General features: G+C 44.0%; 17 protein-coding genes, 1 other RNA gene and 1 other annotated feature. Of the genes, 4 read left to right on the forward strand and 14 right to left on the reverse strand.

What is annotated here, in order from left to right; all coding sequences use genetic code 11:
• Positions 1–11 precede the first annotated feature (11 nt).
• The 9 genes from OTG27_RS15190 to OTG27_RS15230 all read right to left on the reverse strand — a co-directional run bounded on the left by OTG27_RS15190 (position 12) and on the right by OTG27_RS15230 (position 9,579).
• Complete coding sequence (locus OTG27_RS15190; protein ID WP_034308751.1) at positions 12–890, reverse strand: branched-chain amino acid ABC transporter permease; 879 nt, start codon at positions 888–890, stop codon at positions 12–14.
• A gap of 163 nt (positions 891–1,053) precedes the next feature.
• On the reverse strand, positions 1,054–2,232 hold the full coding sequence (locus OTG27_RS15195; protein WP_054400122.1) for an ABC transporter substrate-binding protein: 1,179 nt from the start codon (positions 2,230–2,232) through the stop codon (positions 1,054–1,056).
• Between the two features lie 547 nt (positions 2,233–2,779).
• Positions 2,780–3,487, reverse strand: a complete 708-nt coding sequence (locus tag OTG27_RS15200; RefSeq protein ID WP_034308755.1) for an ABC transporter ATP-binding protein — start codon at positions 3,485–3,487, stop codon at positions 2,780–2,782.
• A complete protein-coding gene (locus tag OTG27_RS15205; RefSeq protein WP_063590527.1) occupies positions 3,487–4,266 on the reverse strand; it encodes an ABC transporter ATP-binding protein in 780 nt (259 codons plus the stop codon). Before OTG27_RS15205 ends, OTG27_RS15200 begins: the two co-directional genes overlap by 1 nt.
• On the reverse strand, positions 4,241–5,212 hold the full coding sequence (locus OTG27_RS15210) for a branched-chain amino acid ABC transporter permease (protein WP_034308758.1): 972 nt from the start codon (positions 5,210–5,212) through the stop codon (positions 4,241–4,243). The genes OTG27_RS15205 and OTG27_RS15210 overlap by 26 nt, the downstream gene beginning before the upstream one ends.
• Before the next feature lie 13 nt (positions 5,213–5,225).
• On the reverse strand, positions 5,226–6,104 hold the full coding sequence (locus OTG27_RS15215) for a branched-chain amino acid ABC transporter permease (RefSeq protein ID WP_063232907.1): 879 nt from the start codon (positions 6,102–6,104) through the stop codon (positions 5,226–5,228).
• Positions 6,105–6,180: 76 nt separating this feature from the next.
• On the reverse strand, positions 6,181–7,368 hold the full coding sequence (locus OTG27_RS15220) for an ABC transporter substrate-binding protein (protein WP_057276612.1): 1,188 nt from the start codon (positions 7,366–7,368) through the stop codon (positions 6,181–6,183).
• A 189-nt stretch (positions 7,369–7,557) separates the two neighbouring features.
• The gene (locus OTG27_RS15225; RefSeq protein ID WP_048684392.1) at positions 7,558–8,319 is read right to left on the reverse strand and encodes a tRNA threonylcarbamoyladenosine dehydratase; all 762 of its coding nucleotides are present in this window, start codon (positions 8,317–8,319) and stop codon (positions 7,558–7,560) included.
• 111 nt (positions 8,320–8,430) lie between these two features.
• Positions 8,431–9,579 carry a M20 family metallopeptidase gene (locus OTG27_RS15230; RefSeq protein WP_308789444.1) on the reverse strand — a complete coding sequence of 383 codons (1,149 nt, stop codon included), beginning with the start codon at positions 9,577–9,579 and terminating at the stop codon, positions 8,431–8,433.
• 84 nt (positions 9,580–9,663) lie between these two features.
• On the opposite strand from OTG27_RS15230, the gene OTG27_RS15235 reads away from it, so the two are divergent.
• Both OTG27_RS15235 and OTG27_RS15240 read left to right on the forward strand, forming a co-directional pair.
• A complete protein-coding gene (locus tag OTG27_RS15235) occupies positions 9,664–9,969 on the forward strand; it encodes a hypothetical protein (RefSeq protein ID WP_268937349.1) in 306 nt (101 codons plus the stop codon).
• On the forward strand, positions 9,947–10,156 hold the full coding sequence (locus tag OTG27_RS15240) for a hypothetical protein (protein ID WP_268937350.1): 210 nt from the start codon (positions 9,947–9,949) through the stop codon (positions 10,154–10,156). The genes OTG27_RS15235 and OTG27_RS15240 overlap by 23 nt, the downstream gene beginning before the upstream one ends.
• Here the strand turns inward: OTG27_RS15240 and OTG27_RS15245 are convergent.
• On the reverse strand, positions 10,147–11,118 hold the full coding sequence (locus OTG27_RS15245) for a nuclease-related domain-containing protein (protein WP_268937351.1): 972 nt from the start codon (positions 11,116–11,118) through the stop codon (positions 10,147–10,149). The genes OTG27_RS15240 and OTG27_RS15245 overlap by 10 nt on opposite strands.
• Before the next feature lie 183 nt (positions 11,119–11,301).
• Between OTG27_RS15245 and OTG27_RS15250 the strand changes: the two genes are divergently transcribed.
• A complete protein-coding gene (locus OTG27_RS15250) occupies positions 11,302–11,532 on the forward strand; it encodes a hypothetical protein (RefSeq protein WP_268937352.1) in 231 nt (76 codons plus the stop codon).
• Positions 11,533–11,941: 409 nt separating this feature from the next.
• On the opposite strand, the gene ssrS is transcribed toward OTG27_RS15250, so the two are convergent.
• From ssrS to OTG27_RS15270, 4 genes are all read right to left on the reverse strand, one after another.
• Positions 11,942–12,127: non-coding RNA, 6S RNA (gene ssrS, locus OTG27_RS15255), on the reverse strand.
• Positions 12,128–12,213: 86 nt separating this feature from the next.
• Positions 12,214–13,983, reverse strand: coding sequence for an aspartate--tRNA ligase (gene aspS / locus OTG27_RS15260; RefSeq protein WP_098186795.1), 1,770 nt, complete (start codon positions 13,981–13,983; stop codon positions 12,214–12,216).
• A gap of 12 nt (positions 13,984–13,995) precedes the next feature.
• On the reverse strand, positions 13,996–15,267 hold the full coding sequence (gene hisS / locus OTG27_RS15265) for a histidine--tRNA ligase (RefSeq protein ID WP_034308774.1): 1,272 nt from the start codon (positions 15,265–15,267) through the stop codon (positions 13,996–13,998).
• 99 nt (positions 15,268–15,366) lie between these two features.
• Positions 15,367–15,604 (reverse strand) — a binding site (T-box leader).
• A 79-nt stretch (positions 15,605–15,683) separates the two neighbouring features.
• Entirely contained in the window at positions 15,684–15,857 is a 174-nt protein-coding gene (locus tag OTG27_RS15270) for a hypothetical protein (RefSeq protein WP_034308777.1), read from the reverse strand.
• Positions 15,858–15,986: 129 nt separating this feature from the next.
• On the opposite strand from OTG27_RS15270, the gene OTG27_RS15275 reads away from it, so the two are divergent.
• Positions 15,987–17,756 carry an N-acetylmuramoyl-L-alanine amidase family protein gene (locus OTG27_RS15275; RefSeq protein ID WP_268937353.1) on the forward strand — a complete coding sequence of 590 codons (1,770 nt, stop codon included), beginning with the start codon at positions 15,987–15,989 and terminating at the stop codon, positions 17,754–17,756.
• The last annotated feature ends 15 nt before the right edge of the window (positions 17,757–17,771 follow it).

Genomic DNA, 17,771 nt, shown 5'->3' on the forward strand with positions numbered 1-17,771 from the left:
CTTTGTCTCCCCTATACTTTTTCTTTTTTGTTTTTACCGAATAAGCCTTGTGGCATGAAAATCAAGATAAGAATCAGTACGACGAAGGCTACAGCATCACGCCATAATGAGTAACCGGCGGCACTGACCAAAGCTTCGATGACACCTAGCAATAGGCCTCCGACCATCGCGCCCGGTATAATCCCGATCCCTCCAAGTACGGCGGCAACGAATGCCTTCAATCCCGGAAGCACACCCATGAGCGGCTCGATCTTAATATAGTAAATACCGAAAATGACGCCCGCTGCCCCAGCCAATGCGGAACCGATTGCAAAGGTGGCAGAAATCGTGTTATCGACATTTATACCCATCAGCTTAGCTGCATCCGCATCGTAGGAAACGGCACGCATCGCTTTTCCAATTTTCGATTTATGAACGATGATTTGAAGGATGATCATCAAGACTACAGCCACTCCAAAAATCAAAATCGATTGACTATTGATGGAAACTCCAAAAATATTGAACTTGTCTGTCGGCAATACATCATTCGGATAAGCTTCCGGCTGTGCACCGCGGACGTAGATGAATCCGTATTCGATCAAAAGGGAAACACCGATGGCAGTGATAAGTGCCGCGATACGTGTTGCGTTACGCAATGGCTTGTACGCGATACGTTCGATCAATACTCCAAACAGAGCACAGACCGTCATCGAGATTAATAGGGCGGGCACGAATGACAGATCAAGGACCGTTATTGAGTAAAACCCAACGAATGAGCCGACCATGAATACATCGCCATGTGCGAAGTTTATCAATTTAACAATCCCGTAAACCATCGTATATCCGAGAGCGATAAGGGCATAAATACTTCCTAATGAAACCCCGTTAATTAACTGTTGTATCAATTCCATGTTCGACTCTCCTTGAAAATCTAATTTTATGAGTGATTAGTCCAGACTCTTTTCATTCCGCTAAGGGGATGTTCAGCACCCTGGCATGCTTGAAAAATGAGAATTCGCCAGCACCTTCTTATTAAGGAAGGGCCGGCGAAAGGGTTGGAGTTGTTCTCCGAAATTAAGGATTGATTTTTGTGTTGAATACTTGTTTTCCTTCTTTAAATTCAAGGATGGTGGCAGATTTGATTGGATTATGTTTTTCATCCAATGTGAATGTACCCGTAACAAGCTCAAGGTCAGCCGTTTTTTCCAGCGCTTCTTTGATTTTTTCCGAATCCGCTGAACCAGCACGTTTAATCGCGTCTGCAAGGAAGTATCCTGTGTCATATCCTAGGGCATTGAATGCATCCGGGGACTTATCTTTGTATTTCGCTTTAAATGCTGACACAAAATTCTGAATTTTCTTATCAGGATCACCTGAAGAATAGTGGTTTGTGATGAACGTATTATTTAGAGCTTTTGCACCGGCAATTTCAACTAACTTAGGAGAATCCCAGCCGTCGCCGCCCATGAATGGAACGTCAAGTCCAGTTTCCCGTGCCTGCTTCACGATCAGACCAGCTTCCTCATAGTAACCAGGAAGGAAAATGAAATCAGGTTTTGCCGATTTCAAACGAGTCAATGTGGAACGGAAATCAGTATCCTTCGCAATGTAAGCTTCCTCAGCAACAACTTTTCCGCCATTCTTTTCGAATTGTTCTTTAAAGGCTGCGGCTAACCCTTTTGAATAATCACTTGAGCTGTCAATATAGATGGCTGCACTTTTCGCTTTGATTTCTTTAGCGGCAAAGTTTGCAGCTACCGTCCCTTGGAACGGATCGATGAAACTTGTCCTGAAGACGTAATCGTTCAATTTATCCTTGCTGAAAGTGATTTCAGGGCTTGTACCAGAAGGTGAGATGACCGGCACTTTATTATCTTGGGCAATCTGTACTTGTGCAATCGAGTTCGTGCTTGTTGCTGCGCCCACGATCGCTGCAACCTGATCTTGCGATGTCAGCTTGATCGCCCCGCTTGTCGCTTCGGACGCTTCAGATTTATTATCGACTTTAATTAGTTTGATTTTTTTACCGTCAATGCCTTCTTTATTGATTTCTGCAGTTGCAAGCTCCAGACCTTCTGCAATCGATTGTCCATATGAAGCTACACCGCCTGATAATTCAAGGTTGACACCGATTTTGATCGTATCTCCATCCCCGCTTGATTTTTCAGATGAACCAGAGCCGGAACAACCCGCTAGCACTCCTGCAGCAAGTGATAGAGAAAGGAATGCACTTGCTAATTTTTTCTTTTTCATAAATAATCCCCCCATTTTGTAATCAAGCTCTGATGCATGAATATTTATTCATGATCCTTCAGAAAAAAATTGATTAGATGAAATGTTTCAAATTAAATTAATATTTCGAAAAATAGTTTACCGCATAATTTTCATTCCGTCTATACAATAATTGCGAGAAGATTTCGGTAATTAGGATATTTTTCACAGGTAGTGCTCTATCATTTTTATCTTTATATATTTTAAATATTGCGACAATAGGCGTTATAATCAGAAAAAACGGATAATTAAATTATATTGATATTATAAATTCCTTACTTACAGATCAAAAAATTTTATTCATTCTCTAATTTTTCTCATCCTATTAATTACATTTTTACCAAAATACAAGTATATTGATAGGGAATTAAACCCAGTTTTTTCGTGTTTTTTTAGTCTTAATTCCTATATCAAAATTGAATAATACTATATTGGATGTATAAAATCATGCATGAAACCCTGTGCTTTTTTATCTTTGCATATTTTGCATAACCCGATCAACAAACAAAAAAACCGCCAAACGGCGGTTTTAGTGGCCTCCTAAATAGGCCATTTTAATTTCTTCACTTGATGTTAGTTCCTCGGCATTGCCCGACAGGACGATTCGGCCCGTTTCAACGACATACGCCCGATCTGCAATGGATAAGGCGAGGTTGGCGTTTTGCTCGACCAAAAGGATCGTTGTGCCGGACTCACTGATTTCCTGGATGATGTTGAATATTTGCTTCACCAGAAGCGGTGCAAGGCCCATCGAAGGTTCATCGAGCAGTAATAATCGCGGTTTCGCCATTAAGGCCCTGCCCATTGCAAGCATCTGCTGTTCGCCGCCTGAAAGAGTGCCAGCCTGCTGTTTGATTCTTTCCAGCAGCCTCGGAAATAGCTCGTATACCTTTTCCATATCCTTATGGATGCCATCCTTGTCTTTCCGCAAATAAGCTCCAAGCTCCAGGTTTTCGGCCACCGTCATGTTGGCGAAGACACGTCGTCCTTCAGGCACATGGGATATGCCCAGTTTCACGATGGCCTGTGCCGCCTTTCCCCCAATCGAATCGCCTTCGAACAGAACTTTTCCTTGCTTTGGTTTTAACAGACCGGAAATCGTTTTGAGCAGCGTGCTTTTTCCCGCTCCGTTCGCCCCGATCAAAGTCACGATTTCCCCTTCATTTATCTCCATGGAAACCCCTTTTAGCGCTTGGATATTGCCGTAATAAACATTGATGTCCTCTATTTTCAGCATCAGGAAACCTCCTCCCCTAGATATGCCTCGATAACCTTTGGATCGTTGCGGATTTCATCCGGCTTTCCGTGAGCGATGAGCTGTCCATGATCAAGGACATAAATCCGTTCGCATACACCCATGACCAATGACATATCATGTTCGATTAGCAAAACGGTAAGGTTGAACTCCTTCCGGATAAAAGCAATGAGGTTCATTAATTCTTTCGTTTCATGGGGGTTCATCCCGGCTGCGGGTTCATCCAGTAAAAGAAGTTTCGGATTGGCGGCAAGGGCACGGGCGATTTCCAGCCGCCTTTGCTGTCCGTATGGAAGATTCTTCGCTTTTTCGTCCTTAAAATGGTCAAGATTGAAAATCCGCAAAAATTCGAGCGCCTTTTCATCCATTTCCTTTTCCCCTGAAAAATGTCCGGGCAACCGGAATATGGAGCTTGGAATTCCATGCTTGGCAAGCGAGTGGTAAGCAACCTTCACATTATCGATTACGGATAACTCACTGAAGAGACGGATGTTTTGAAAGGTTCTCGAGATCCCTTTTCGGGTAATTTTATAAGGCTGCTGCTTATTTAGATTTTCCCCGTTCAAGGCGATCGTTCCTTCTGTAGGGACATACACACCCGTCAATAAATTGAAGAAGGTCGTTTTCCCAGCTCCATTCGGCCCGATCAGGCCTACAAGTTCCCCTGGAAATAATTCCACGTTCACATCGGACACCGCTTTCAATCCGCCAAAGCGGATACCCACCGAATCTACCTTAAGCAACGGTATTGTGGCTTCCATCCTTTGGGCCCCCTTTCGTTTTTTTATGTGTGAACAATGATGTGATTTCTTTTGTTCCCATTAACCCCTGCGGGCGGAAAATCATCATCAGGATCAGGACAAGACTGTAGATGATCATCCTCGTTTCCGGGTAATCCTGAAGGAATGTCGTCACGATCGTCAGTAAAATGGCGGCCAAAACCGAACCTGAAAGACTTCCAAGACCGCCAAGTACGACGAAAATCAGTATATCGAAGGATTTCAGGAAACCGAAATTCGATGGCTGGATAATATAAAAATTATGGGCATAGAGCGATCCGGCAATTCCGGCAAAAAAAGCTCCGATGACGAAGGCCGCCACTTTATAATAGGTCGTATTGATTCCCATCGCATCAGCCGCCGTTTCATCTTCCCTTACGGATATGCATGCACGCCCGTGAGTCGAATTGGTGAAATTCCTGATGACTAAGACGGTGATCATGACACAGGCAAAAACCCATGGCCAAGTAGTCAGGTGGGATACCTGCATCCCGCTTGCACCGCCTACATATTCAATATTCAAAAGGACGATCCGGACAATTTCCCCAAAACCAAGGGTGGCTATCGCCAGGTAATCCCCCTTCAGGCGCAAGCTGGGTATCCCAATCACCATACCCGCAACAGCGGCGATGACGCCCCCAGTCAATACAGCTATGATGAAAGGAAGTTCCAGCTTCATTGTCATGACTGCCGAAGCATAGGCCCCAACCGCTAAAAAACCTGCATGCCCGATCGAGAACTGCCCGGTTATTCCAATGATTAAATGAAGGCTCGTCGCCAGCATGATATTGATGCCGATGAACATGAGCGTGTTGATATAAAATGGATTGAGGATACCGTTTGAAATGGTGTACTGCATGATTCCGAAAAAAATAAGTGCGAGCACGATCGAGAGCCAAAAACCCTTTGAATTCTTTAAAGTAGTCATCGCCATGTCTCCCCTACACTTTTTCTCTTTTATTTTTACCGAATAGTCCCTGCGGCAAGAAAATCAAAATCAAGATAAGTACGACGAAAGCCACACCATCGCGCCATAATGAGTAACCGGCGGCACTGACCAAAGCCTCGATCACTCCAAGCAGCAGACCGCCGACCATCGCTCCCGGAATGATGCCGATGCCGCCCAAGACGGCTGCAACAAATGCTTTGAGGCCAGGAAGGACACCCATCAACGGTTCGATTTTAATATAGTAGATGCCAAAAATGACACCAGCCGCCCCTGCCAGGGCCGAACCTATGGCGAACGTAGCTGAAATCGTATTGTTCACATTGATTCCCATCAGCTTAGCCGCCTCGGAATCGAAAGAAACGGCACGCATCGCTTTGCCGATTTTGGTTTTATGAACAACGAATTGCAGGATGATCATTAATATGATGGATACGGATAAGATCAATATCGATTGACTGCTGATGGAAACTCCGAATATATCGAGTTTATCCATCGGAAGGACATTATTTGGATAGGCTTCCGGCTGGGCGCCCCGGATGTAAATCAGCCCATTTTCTATCAGAAGGGAAACACCGATGGCCGTTATCAAGGCCGCGATCCGTGTTGCATTACGAAGGGGTTTATAAGCAATGCGTTCAATTAAAACGCCAAAGATGGCACAAGTGACCATTGAAATCAATAAAGCCGGGATAAAGGATAAGTCCATTACGGTAATGGCGTAAAAGCCCACAAATGAACCGACCATGAATACGTCTCCATGGGCGAAGTTTATGAGTTTGACGATTCCATACACCATCGTATAACCAAGCGCGATCAAAGCATAAATGCTTCCGAGTGAAATGCCATTTACCAATTGCTGAATCAGTTCCATATTGCACTCTCCCCGTTAAGGTGTTTTTTAAGTGAATATAGAATAGGGGGGACTTGCCCCCTATCCACGTAAGGTATTATGGATTGATTTTTGTCTTGAATGTTTGTTTGCCATCCACATATTCCAGGATGGTCGCCGATTTGATCGGATCATGATTTTCATCAAGGTTCAGCGTTCCGGAAACTAATTGAAGATCTTTTACATCTTCCAACGCTTGTCTGATTTTTTCAGGAGAAGCATCTCCAGATCTCTTGATGGCGTCTGCCAGGTAGTACCCAGTGTCATAGCCAAGTGCAGCAAAGGCATCCGGTGTTTTATCGTATTCCTTTTTGAAGGCTGCAACGAAATCCTGGATTTTGGCATCTTCATCTTCAGGGGAATAGTGATTCGTGATATAAGTATTTTTTAAAGCTTCCGCTCCGGCAATTTCAACGACCTTCGGGGAATCCCAGCCGTCCCCGCCCATGAATGGAAGGTCTATGCCGTCTTCACGTGCCTGTTTTAGGATCAATCCGACTTCCTCATAATAACCAGGAAGGAAAACGAACTCCGGTTTTGCCGATTTGATACGTGTCAATGTAGAACGGAAATCAGTGTCTTTCGTTACATAAGCTTCTTCCGCCACGATTTTACCGCCCTTGGCAGTGAATGCTTCTTTAAAAGCTGCGGCCAATCCTTTAGAATAATCGCTTGCGCTATCCACATAGATCGCAGCCGTCTTTGCCCCTATTTCGTCAGATGCGAAATTGGCTGCCACCGTACCTTGGAATGGATCGATAAAGCAAGTTCTGAACACATAATCATTTAATTTTCCAGCTTTGTTGGTAATGTCGGGATTTGTTGCAGTTGGTGTGAGTAGAGGAACTTTATTATCCTGTGCGACTTGAACCTGTGCCAATGTATTCGTGCTTGTCGCAGATCCGACTACAGCCACAACCTTGTCCTGGCTGACTAACTTGATCGAACCGCTTGTAGCTTCTGCTGCATCTGATTTATTATCAACCTTCACGATTTCCAATTTTTTACCGTCAATGCCCTCTTTATTAATCTCGTCGATGGCCAGTTTCAAACCATCGGCAGCCGATTGGCCGAATGATGCCGTACCTCCGGATAATTCAAGGTTGGCCCCAATTTTAATGGTGTCACCCGATTTTGATGAACCCCCGCTTGAACTGCTGGTTTTCGAGTCGCCGCTGCAGCCTGCCAGCGCCCCTGCAACCAAAGAAAGTGATAGAAACACTCCTGCTAGCTTTTTCTTCTTCATTTGAAACCCCCTTGTTTTAATATGTTCTTTTAAACAAATAGAATATCTGAATAAAAATAATATTCTGAAAATATAGTGTATCTCATTCTTTCGACCCCGTCTATATGATATGGATAAAAAAGTTATTTAAAGGAATATCTGCTATTCGCCACAAAAAAACTGACCCTTTATAGAGTCAGTTGATTTTTATCAATCATTTACACGGCGAACTTCAATGTCTTTCAATAGATCATTGATCACCCAACTTGCTGCAATTAAGCCCGCAACGGATGGTACGAAAGCATTCGAAGACGGAGGCATTTGGGCTTTACGGATTTTTGCCTCATCATTGCCGACTTCTTTCCGCACATCCTCCCGAATGACAATAGGGCTCTCGTCGGAAAAGACAACGGGAATTCCCTTTGTTATGCCCTCTTTACGCAATCTAGTACGAATGACCTTGGCAAGCGGATCGGTATGCGTTTTGGAGATATCGGCAATTTGAAAACGCGTCGGGTCCATCTTATTAGCGGCCCCCATGCTTGAAATCACCTTGATATTCCGTTTGAGGCACTCCTTCATCACATGGATCTTGTAAATGACCGTATCCGATGCATCAATGACATAGTCCAAGCCATAACTGAAGAATTCTTCAAACGTCTCTTCTGTATAGAACATTTTAAGAGCGATCACTTCGCAGTCGGGATTGATATCTTGAATGCGATTTTTCATCAATTCCGCTTTCGGTTGACCGACTGTTGATAATAGAGCATGAATCTGCCTGTTTACATTTGTGATGTCGACATCGTCTTTATCCACAAGAATAATACGGCCTACCCCGGAACGTGCCAATGCTTCGGCTGAAAATGAACCGACGCCTCCAACACCGAGGACTGCAACGGTCGTATTTTTCAGTATATCGATTCCTTCCTTGCCAATTGCCAATTCATTTCGTGAAAACTGATGCAGCATATATATTCAACTCCAATAAATTCTGTTCTTATTTAGCTTCCCAATTAACAATATATCATAAACATCATTAATGACAAGCGAAATATGAGCAGTCTAATCGGAATTAGTGTGCTAGGTCATTTTTGATAATTTTTGAATGACGGTTGCCAATAGGAGTGTCCTTTCCGTAAGGCTTGGAATTTCCAAATACTCCTCTTCACTATGTGCATTCCCTCCAATGGGCCCGAGTCCATCCACTGTCGCGATTCCCAAATCAGAAGTGATGGAAGCATCCGAACCTCCACCCGTGGCCGTATCCGTGATTTCGATGCCGATTTCCTTCCCAGCCTGGCGGATCGTCTCTAAAAGCAAGTTCGTTTTCTCATTCTTTTCCATGGGAGAGCGGTCCATTTTCCCGCTTAATGTCGTTTTCGTTCCTGGAATATAGGTTTCCGCACATATTTTTTTCAGTTGCTTGAGGATGATGGCTTCCTGCCTTTTTTCCGAAATTCGTACATCCACAAAAGCGGCAGCATGGGACGCAATCATATTGACAGCGGAGCCCCCTTCAATTTTGCCGACATTCACGCTGATTCCTTTTTGCCGATCATTCAATCGATGTAAGGCGATGATCTTATGGGCCAATTCTTCAATTGCACTTCGTCCCTTTTCCGGCTCGATCCCTGAATGGGCGGCCACCCCCGCGATATCCACTATAAACTGACCGCAGCCCCTTCTTGCCGTGACAAGCGAACCGTCCGTCCTTGCCGGTTCAAGAATTAGCGCAAACTTCTTATTGGCCGCTTTTTCCGATATGAGTGAAGCGGATGACGGAGACCCGATCTCCTCATCACTATTAAGAATGATTTGGACATGCTGATAGCCTGTCTGCCCCGTCTGTTTCAGGCAAAGGATCGCATAAAAAAGCTCAACCAAACTAGACTTCATATCCGCCACACCAGGACCGTATGCCCGATTTCCCTTCACTTTAAAAGGACGTTTTTGCGCTGTGCCCTCCGGAAAAACCGTATCCATATGGGCAACGACCAGAATATGCGGTTGATGCGCATCACGATGCTGGATGACCAGCTGATTGCCATAATTCTGCTGCTCAACGGTATCCACAATAAAATCCAGACTTTCAAATTTCGTTTTCAAAATCGAACCAATTTCATCAATACCCTTTTTTGTATGAGAACCACTATCTATATTCACTAGCCGCTCCACTAATTGAAGCATTTCCATCCTCTTTGCATACAATAAATCTTTCAAAGCCCTCACTACTTTCTATCCTTAGCTGACTATTGCTCAACCTTACTATAATTTACGACTCTATATTGCGGAATGTTACTTAAATGGGAATATTTGAAGATTATTCGCTGGTTTTTGGTAGTTTTCTTTGAGTATGGGGTCTTTATTCGTGAGTCTGGATCGTTTACTCGTGAATTTGCGGCATTTACTCGTGAGTTTAAGCCTTTACTCGTGAGTTTGCACCATTTACTCGTGAGTTTGGCTCATTTACTCGTGAATTTCCGCTGTTTACTCGTGAGTTCGCCATTTACTCGTGAATTTGCGCCGTTTACTCGTGAGTTTGCACCATTTACTCGTGAATTTGGCTCTTTTACTCGTGAATTTCCACTGTTTACTCGTGAGTTCGCATTTTACTCGTGAGTTTGCGGCATTTACTCGTGAGTTTGCACCATTTACTCGTGAATTTCCGCTATTTACTCGTGAATTTAAGCCATTTACTCGTGAATTTGGCTCTTTTACTCGTGAATTTAAGCCATTTACTCGTGAATTTGGCTCTTTTACTCGTGAAATTCCGCTGTTTACTCGTGAGTTCGCCATTTACTTGTGAATTAATCCATTAAGTTTATAAGCTCTATTTTTAAACTGCCCCGAATAAGGCAATTCCAGTGAAGACAGCATCCGCTGCATAATATCAATTGAATCTATTTGTAAAAAGAGCCGTGCTTGTTTATTTGTTATATTGGGTTTTATGAGGAGAGCAAAATCGCGAAGAGTTTGAATGTGGGCATCTTTGGAGGCGTAAGAACATTGACTGCATGACCATTTGCCCCAGTGATAGTGCATATGGAAAGCAGCGCATTCAGGACATTGAACGCTTTTTAGCAGATCTTGCTCATCGATTTGATATAAATTGAGTATATCAGGATTAAGTGGAGTGTTTTTTTGCAGAATCGTGTTCGAAAGTCTAGTGCTCTGCCTTTGGGTTAATTGCTCAGAAGGATACTTTTTTTCAAGGGTATTGATTTTGGTGATGAGGGTTTCTTTTCCCGTGATTTTTTTGAAAATGGGGGTAAAACCTGGGGTAGTCCTGATGATCGTATTCGAGTTTGCGTTGGCAATTAACGTTTCAATCGGCAGCGAGGGGAATTTGTGAAAAGTAAGCCAATCATTTAATCGGGATTTTTGTACGTCGACCTGGATTAGCGGATCCAGATATGCCTGTTCCTGTCCATCTTTTGAACGAATCAATTGGGGATAGGTGCGGTCAAAATAGAGCGTTCCCGTAAAGTTTTTCACTTCAATGATGATACAGTAATTCCTGGTGATTATTAGGAAATCCATTTGAAAATAACGGCTCCCATCGTGGTCTAACCTCAAATCATGAAATACTCGATATTCTTTCGGGAGAATCTTCAATTCCTTTCCAATACTCCGCTCCCCGTTAAATCCTGTACGAATTTTCCGGAAATCGTTCTTTATTCTTTCCTGTTTTGGATGATTTGTTGATAGCCTCCTGCTTAATGCCTCCAATTTGAGCATTTTCATAGGCATCTCACACGGTTTTAACATCCATACATCAACTCCTTCTTCTTAAGCTTCTTTATTAATGCCCTTTTTTCCTGCTAGGAACTAAAATCAGACGTTTTACCGTAAGTTTACTCTTTTTAATTCATGAGATTTGTAGCTTACTCGTGAATTTGGCTCCTTTACTCGTGAATTTCCGCTGTTTACTCGTGAGTTCGCCATTTACTCGTGAGTTTCCGCTATTTACTCGTGAGTTTGCACCATTTTCTCGTGAATTTCCGCTGTTTACTCGTGAGTTCGCCATTTACTCGTAAGTTTGCACCATTTTCTCGTGATTTTCCGCTATTTACTCGTGAGTTTGCACCATTTACTCGTGAATTTCCGCTGTTTACTCGTGAGTTTCCACCATTTACTCGTGAATTTCCGCTGTTTACTCGTGAGTTCGCCGTTTACTCGTGAATTCGCACCATTTACTCGTGAGTTTCCGCTGTTTACTCGTGAGTTCGCCATTTACTCGTGAGTTTGCGCCATTTACTCGTGAATTTCAGCTATTTACTCGTGAGTTCGCCATTTACTCGTGATTTTCCGCTGTTTATTCGTGAGTTCGCCATTTACTCGTGAATTTCCGCTGTTTACTCGTGAGTTTGAACCATTTACTCGTGAGTTCGCCATTTACTCGTGATTTTCCGCTGTTTATTCGTGAGTTCGCCATTTACTCGTGAATTTCCGCTATTTACTCGTGAGTTTGCACCATTTACTCGTGAGTTTCCGCCATTTACTCGTGAATTTCCGCCATTTACTCGTAAGTTAACTATTTTAATGCACAAAAAAACCCATGTTATTTAACATGAGTTGCTTTGTAAGGTGTAAGAGTCCCAATTGTGCCGTTTACGCCTTTGTTTTGAACCCGCTCTCCGCAGGTGGGTGCTCGGTTCCTCGCGTTTGTAAGTCCTCTTCGAGGGAGGCTTTTACGCGGCCAGGAAACTAGTGCTCCCGGTAACTATAAGTGTTCGGTCAAAACTTATAGGTTAAAGAACGAACACATCAGGACTCTTACTTGTTGAAAACATCATAGCATACTGCTTAACTCTATTTCAAGGAAAAACACATAGGTATTTTTTCATATTTTTCCCAAATGAATTATTTTTTAAGTGCAGCAAGCCTTAGGTTAAGTTCGGCCAATTGCTTGTCACTTACGGTACTCGGTGCGTCAACGAGCAGGTCGCTTGCGCTTGCTGTTTTCGGGAACGCGATGGTGTCGCGAAGGTTCGTGCGGCCTGCAAGCAGCATGACCATGCGGTCCAGTCCCAGGGCGATTCCGCCGTGTGGTGGCGTTCCGTATTCGAATGCATCCATTAGGAAGCCGAATTGTGCGTTTGCTTCTTCTTCGGAGAATCCAAGAACTTTGAACATTTTTTCCTGAACGTCGCGTTCGAATATCCGCAGTGATCCACCGCCAAGTTCGTAGCCGTTCAAGACAAGGTCATATGCTTGTGCACGGACGCTTGCTGGGTCTGATTCCAGTTTGTCCATGTCTTCACGGAATGGCATTGTGAATGGATGGTGTGCTGCATAGTACCGTCCTTCTTCTTCGTCATATTCAAGTAATGGCCAGTCCGTCACCCATAGGAAGTTGAATTTGCTTTGATCGATCAAGCCTCTTTCTTTACCAAGCTTGATGCGAAGTGCGCCAAGTGCATCTGCGACTATGCCTTTCTTATCCGCCACGAATAGGATTAAATCGCCCACTTCAGCTTCCAATGCAGATACTAATTGCTCTTGGTTTTCTGCGAAGAATTTGGCGATTGGCCCTTTTACACCGTCTTCTTCAACTTTTAGCCATGCAAGGCCTTTAGCACCGTAAATCGCTGCAAATTCAGCCAAGCCATCAATGTCTTTACGGGAATAGTCCGCATTTCCGTCCTTAACGACGATCGCCTTAACTTGTCCTCCGCTTGCAACAGCACCGGTGAACACTTTGAATTCACTGTCTTTGACGATTTCGGAAACATCTTTAAGTTCCATTCCGAAACGTGTATCCGGTTTGTCGGAACCGTAACGGCTCATCGCTTCATTGTAAGTCATTCGAGGGAATGGCAGTGTTACGTCCAATCCTTTTACGTCTTTCATCACTTTAGCCATCATGTTTTCTGCCGTGTTAATGATATCTTCTTGGCTCATGAAGCTTGTTTCAATATCGATTTGCGTGAATTCAGGCTGTCTGTCAGCACGTAAGTCTTCATCACGGAAACAGCGGGCAATTTGATAATAACGTTCGAAACCGGATACCATCAATAGCTGCTTGAAGATTTGCGGTGATTGCGGAAGTGCATAGAACTCCCCTTCGTGTACGCGGCTAGGCACTAAATAATCACGTGCTCCTTCAGGTGTACTTTTTGTTAAGATAGGTGTTTCGATATCAAGGAAGCCTTCACCGTCCAAGTAATCACGGATCGCTTTTGTTGTTTTGTTGCGCATTTTCAATGTTTCGAACATCGCCGGACGACGCAGGTCCAGATAACGATATTTCAAGCGGATGTCTTCTGATACATCCGTTCTTTCATCAATGATGAATGGAGGGGTCTTTGCTTCGTTTAAAATTGTAACGTTTTCGGCTTGAACTTCGACGGTCCCTGTTGTTACGTTCGGATTGAAGTTGGCTTCGTCACGTTTGATGACGGTCCCTTGGATATCAAGGACGTATTCATTACGGATTTTTTCGGCTGTGGCAAGCGCGTCTGCCGAAATGTCCGGATTGAATACGACTTGGACGACTCCGCTTCTGTCACGTAGATCGATAAAGATTACCCCGCCCAAATCCCGGCGTTTTTGTACCCATCCTTTTAATGTTACTTTTTCACCAATAGCTGCTTCTGTCACTTCACCATTGAAGTATGTTCTGCCAAACATGGTATTTCCCCCTTAAGCCTGTAGCTTTTTGAATTGTTCAACGAATGTTGCAAGATCCATTTGGACTTGTTCACCGGTTTCCATGAACTTTACATTGATTTTATTATTTGCCAATTCATCATCCCCAAGTGTCGCCACATATCTTGCTTCGAGGCGGTCGGCTGATTTGAATTGTGCTTTCACTTTACGATCTTGATAGTCTTTTTCGACGGTAAAACCGGCATTCCGCAATTGATGGGCAAGTTTGACGGTATAATCCTTGGCTGTTTCACCTAGTGAGACAAGATAGCAGTCAATTCCCTTTTTGATCGGAAGCTCGATGTTTTCTGCTTGGAGGGCAGCAATCAGCCGTTCAATGCTAAGTGCAAAGCCGATACCTGGTGTTTCCGGTCCGCCAAGTTCTTCAGCCAACCCGTTATAACGGCCGCCGCCGCAAAGCGTAGTGATGGCGCCAAAGCCTTCTGCATCACTCATGATTTCAAATGCGGTATGATTATAGTAATCCAAGCCCCTCACTAGAGTCGGATCTTCGACGAAATCGATTTCCAAATCGGTTAAGTGCTGTTTCACCTTTTCGAAATAAGTACGGGATTCATCATTTAAATATTCAATGATGGAAGGAGCCGTGTTCATCAATTCGTGATCGTGATCCTTTTTGCAATCAAGGATACGCAATGGATTTTTTTCGAGGCGGTTTTGACAATCGCCGCAAAACTCGCCGATGCGTGGTTCGAAATGTTTGATTAACGCATTGCGATGCGCTGTCCGGCTTTCCTTATCACCAAGGCTGTTGATGACTAGCTTCAGCTTTTTCAAACCAAGTTCCTTGTACAGGTTCATCGCAAGTGACAGAACCTCTGCATCGATTCCGGGATCCTTACTTCCTAAAGCTTCGATGCCGAATTGAACGAACTGGCGGAATCGACCTGCTTGCGGACGTTCGTAACGGAACATCGGCCCGATATAATAAAGCTTGACCGGTTGATTGGCCCACCCGAACATTTTGTTCTCGATATATGACCGTACAACCGATGCAGTGCCTTCCGGACGAAGGGTTAAGTTCCTTTCACCGCGATCTTGAAATGAATACATCTCTTTTTGAACGATATCGGTTGTATCTCCAACACCGCGTAAAAATAATTCCGTGTGCTCAAAAATCGGTGTGCGGATTTCTTTATATTGGTAACGGTGACAAATATCACGCGCTGTGTTCTCGATATACTGCCAAATTTCCGTTTGGCCAGGCAATAAATCCTGGGTACCTCTAGGAATCTGAATAGACATATGTGTTTCCTCCTTTAAAGCAAAGCGCCCTTTCTTATACGGCACGCTATACTGATTTTTTCCAAACAAAAAACTCCCGCCCCTTGTAACGTAAATGTTACAAGGGACGAGAGTTTGGATATCCCGTGGTGCCACCCTAGTTGAAGCACACAAAAAAGTGCTCCCGCTCAAAAACAGTTAACGCCTGTTTTACGTCCATCTCCTATTAAGTAAATCCGTTCGGAGTGAAGCCTACGGAGGGTTCTTTCATTAAGTCATCATGTGGAATGCTTTCAGCCTCGGCATTTCCTCTCTTTTCATGTGTTTCTTAATTACTCTTCTCCATCATTGGTTATTGCAGTAATAAGTCTGATATTTTATAATCATACGGACGTTAACATCAAATGTCAAGGCAGACTGAGGATATTTATCGCTTTTTACTGGTTCAAACGTTTTTTCAAATTTTTGATCGTCCGGACATTGACCCCGAATTCGGATGCCAATTCAACAAGGTTTGCGCTTTGTTCCTTTTGAATGAAATCGTGAAAATCGACACCCAGTACTTGGTTGCCTCCGCTTAAGCTCGTTTGATCTTTTTCGCTGAATTTCATGTGGTTTCCCTCCTACAGTTATATAAGCTTTATTCTTTCCTAAAAAAATTGTTTTTTGCACAGGGAAAGAGGGAAATTTTCATTGAACGAGAATACATACATATAGACATTAAAAGGGAGAGACAACTTATGAAGAAGAAATCGGGTTTATTCGGCCTGACACTGATGCTGATATTCTCAGCGATTTTCCCCGTCCATCACGCTTTTGGAAAAGATGATGAGGAAAATATCGTGACGACCCAAGTGGTCAATGTCCGTGAAGGTGCAGGTCTCAGTTTCCCTATCGTAAAAAAACTGTCAAAAGGGGAATCGTATCCCATTCTGAATGAAGATGGCGACTGGATTGAAATCCGGATTGGCACCGGCAAAACGGGCTGGGTTGCCAATTGGTTAGTGGAGAGACAAACAGGGTCTGATACCAATCAAGTCAAAAAGGAATCCGGACAAGGGACGATATCAGGCAGCTCCGTCCGTGTCCGAACAGGCCCCGGCACTACATTTCAAACGGTTGGGTCCTTGAGTAAAGGAACTTTTGTTGACATCATTGAAAAGAATGAGAATTGGATAAAGGTCAAAACGGCGGGTATCGAAGGCTGGGTCTCTGCTGACTACATAACGCTTCCCTCCGCATCAGAAAAAGCAGCGAAGAAAGATTCAACTAGGGAAAAAGGAACGAATCAATCGGTAAAAACCGGAGTAACTTTGGTGGACCGGCTCAATGTCCGTTCGGAACCGTCAACAAGCAGTGCCGCTCTCGGAAAGCTGAATAAAAATACGTCAGTGACCGTGTACAGGGTTGAAAATGAATGGGCGGAAATTGATTTCCAAGGATCCCGCGGTTGGGTAGCTGAACCCTACATACAAGTAAGCGAAAATCATGTTGATATGAAAAAGGACATGGCAGGCGCTACTGCAAGGGTGACCGCTGCGGGTTTAAATGTCAGGAAAGAAGCCTCTCTCTCAAGCAAGGTCATCGGTTCGGTGAACAAGGATGAGACTTACGCCGTGCTGCAAACAAAGGGAAATATGACACAGATACAGCTCTCTGGTTCAAAAAAGGGCTGGGTCGTGAGTTGGTACCTGGAAAAAGAGAATGTTGAACAAACGGCTAAGGAACAAAAGGTTGATGTAAAAGGAAACAAGATTACCATCATTCATGATGGTACGATCCTTAGAAGTGAGCCGGATGGCAACTCGGAGATTGTAAAGCAGGCCAATGCAGGTGAAACGTTCTCGGCATCAGGTATGGAAGGCGATTGGTATTCCATTAAACTTAAGGGCGGCAAAACAGCTTATGTGGCAGGATGGATCGTGACGATCGAAGGGAATGCCGAGCAGATCCAACGACCTGGCGTTGAGAAATACCTAAAGGATAAAACGATTGTGATCGATCCCGGACATGGCGGCAGGGATAGCGGTACAATCGGGGTCGGTGGAACACTTGAGAAAAACCTGACGATTCGAACGGCAGAATTGCTGCGGGACAAACTTCAGGCGGCAGGAGCTAAAGTGATCCTGACTAGGAGCGGAAATACCTATGTTCCTCTCCCTTCCCGGGTCAGCACTTCTCATATACATAATGCGGATGCTTTCATCAGCCTCCATTATGATAGCACCAAGGACCAGATCACCAGCGGGATAACCACATATTACTATCATGACTACCAGCGTGCGTTGGCGGCGACACTGGCCAATTCAATCGGTTCCACCATGCAGGTGCCCAATCGCGGATCACGATACGGGGATTATCATGTGACCCGTGAAAATAAACGGGTAGCTACACTCATTGAACTAGGTTATTTAAGTAATCCAGTGGAAGAATTGACATTAACTTCGAATGAGTATCAAGAAAAAATCACGTCGGCCATCTATAATGGCTTGGCGCGGTATTTTAAATAAGGACCAGAAAAGCCA

The sequence above is a fragment of the Peribacillus sp. AS_2 genome (genome assembly GCF_026891895.1).
GTDB classification, from domain to species: domain Bacteria; phylum Bacillota; class Bacilli; order Bacillales; family DSM-1321; genus Peribacillus; species Peribacillus frigoritolerans.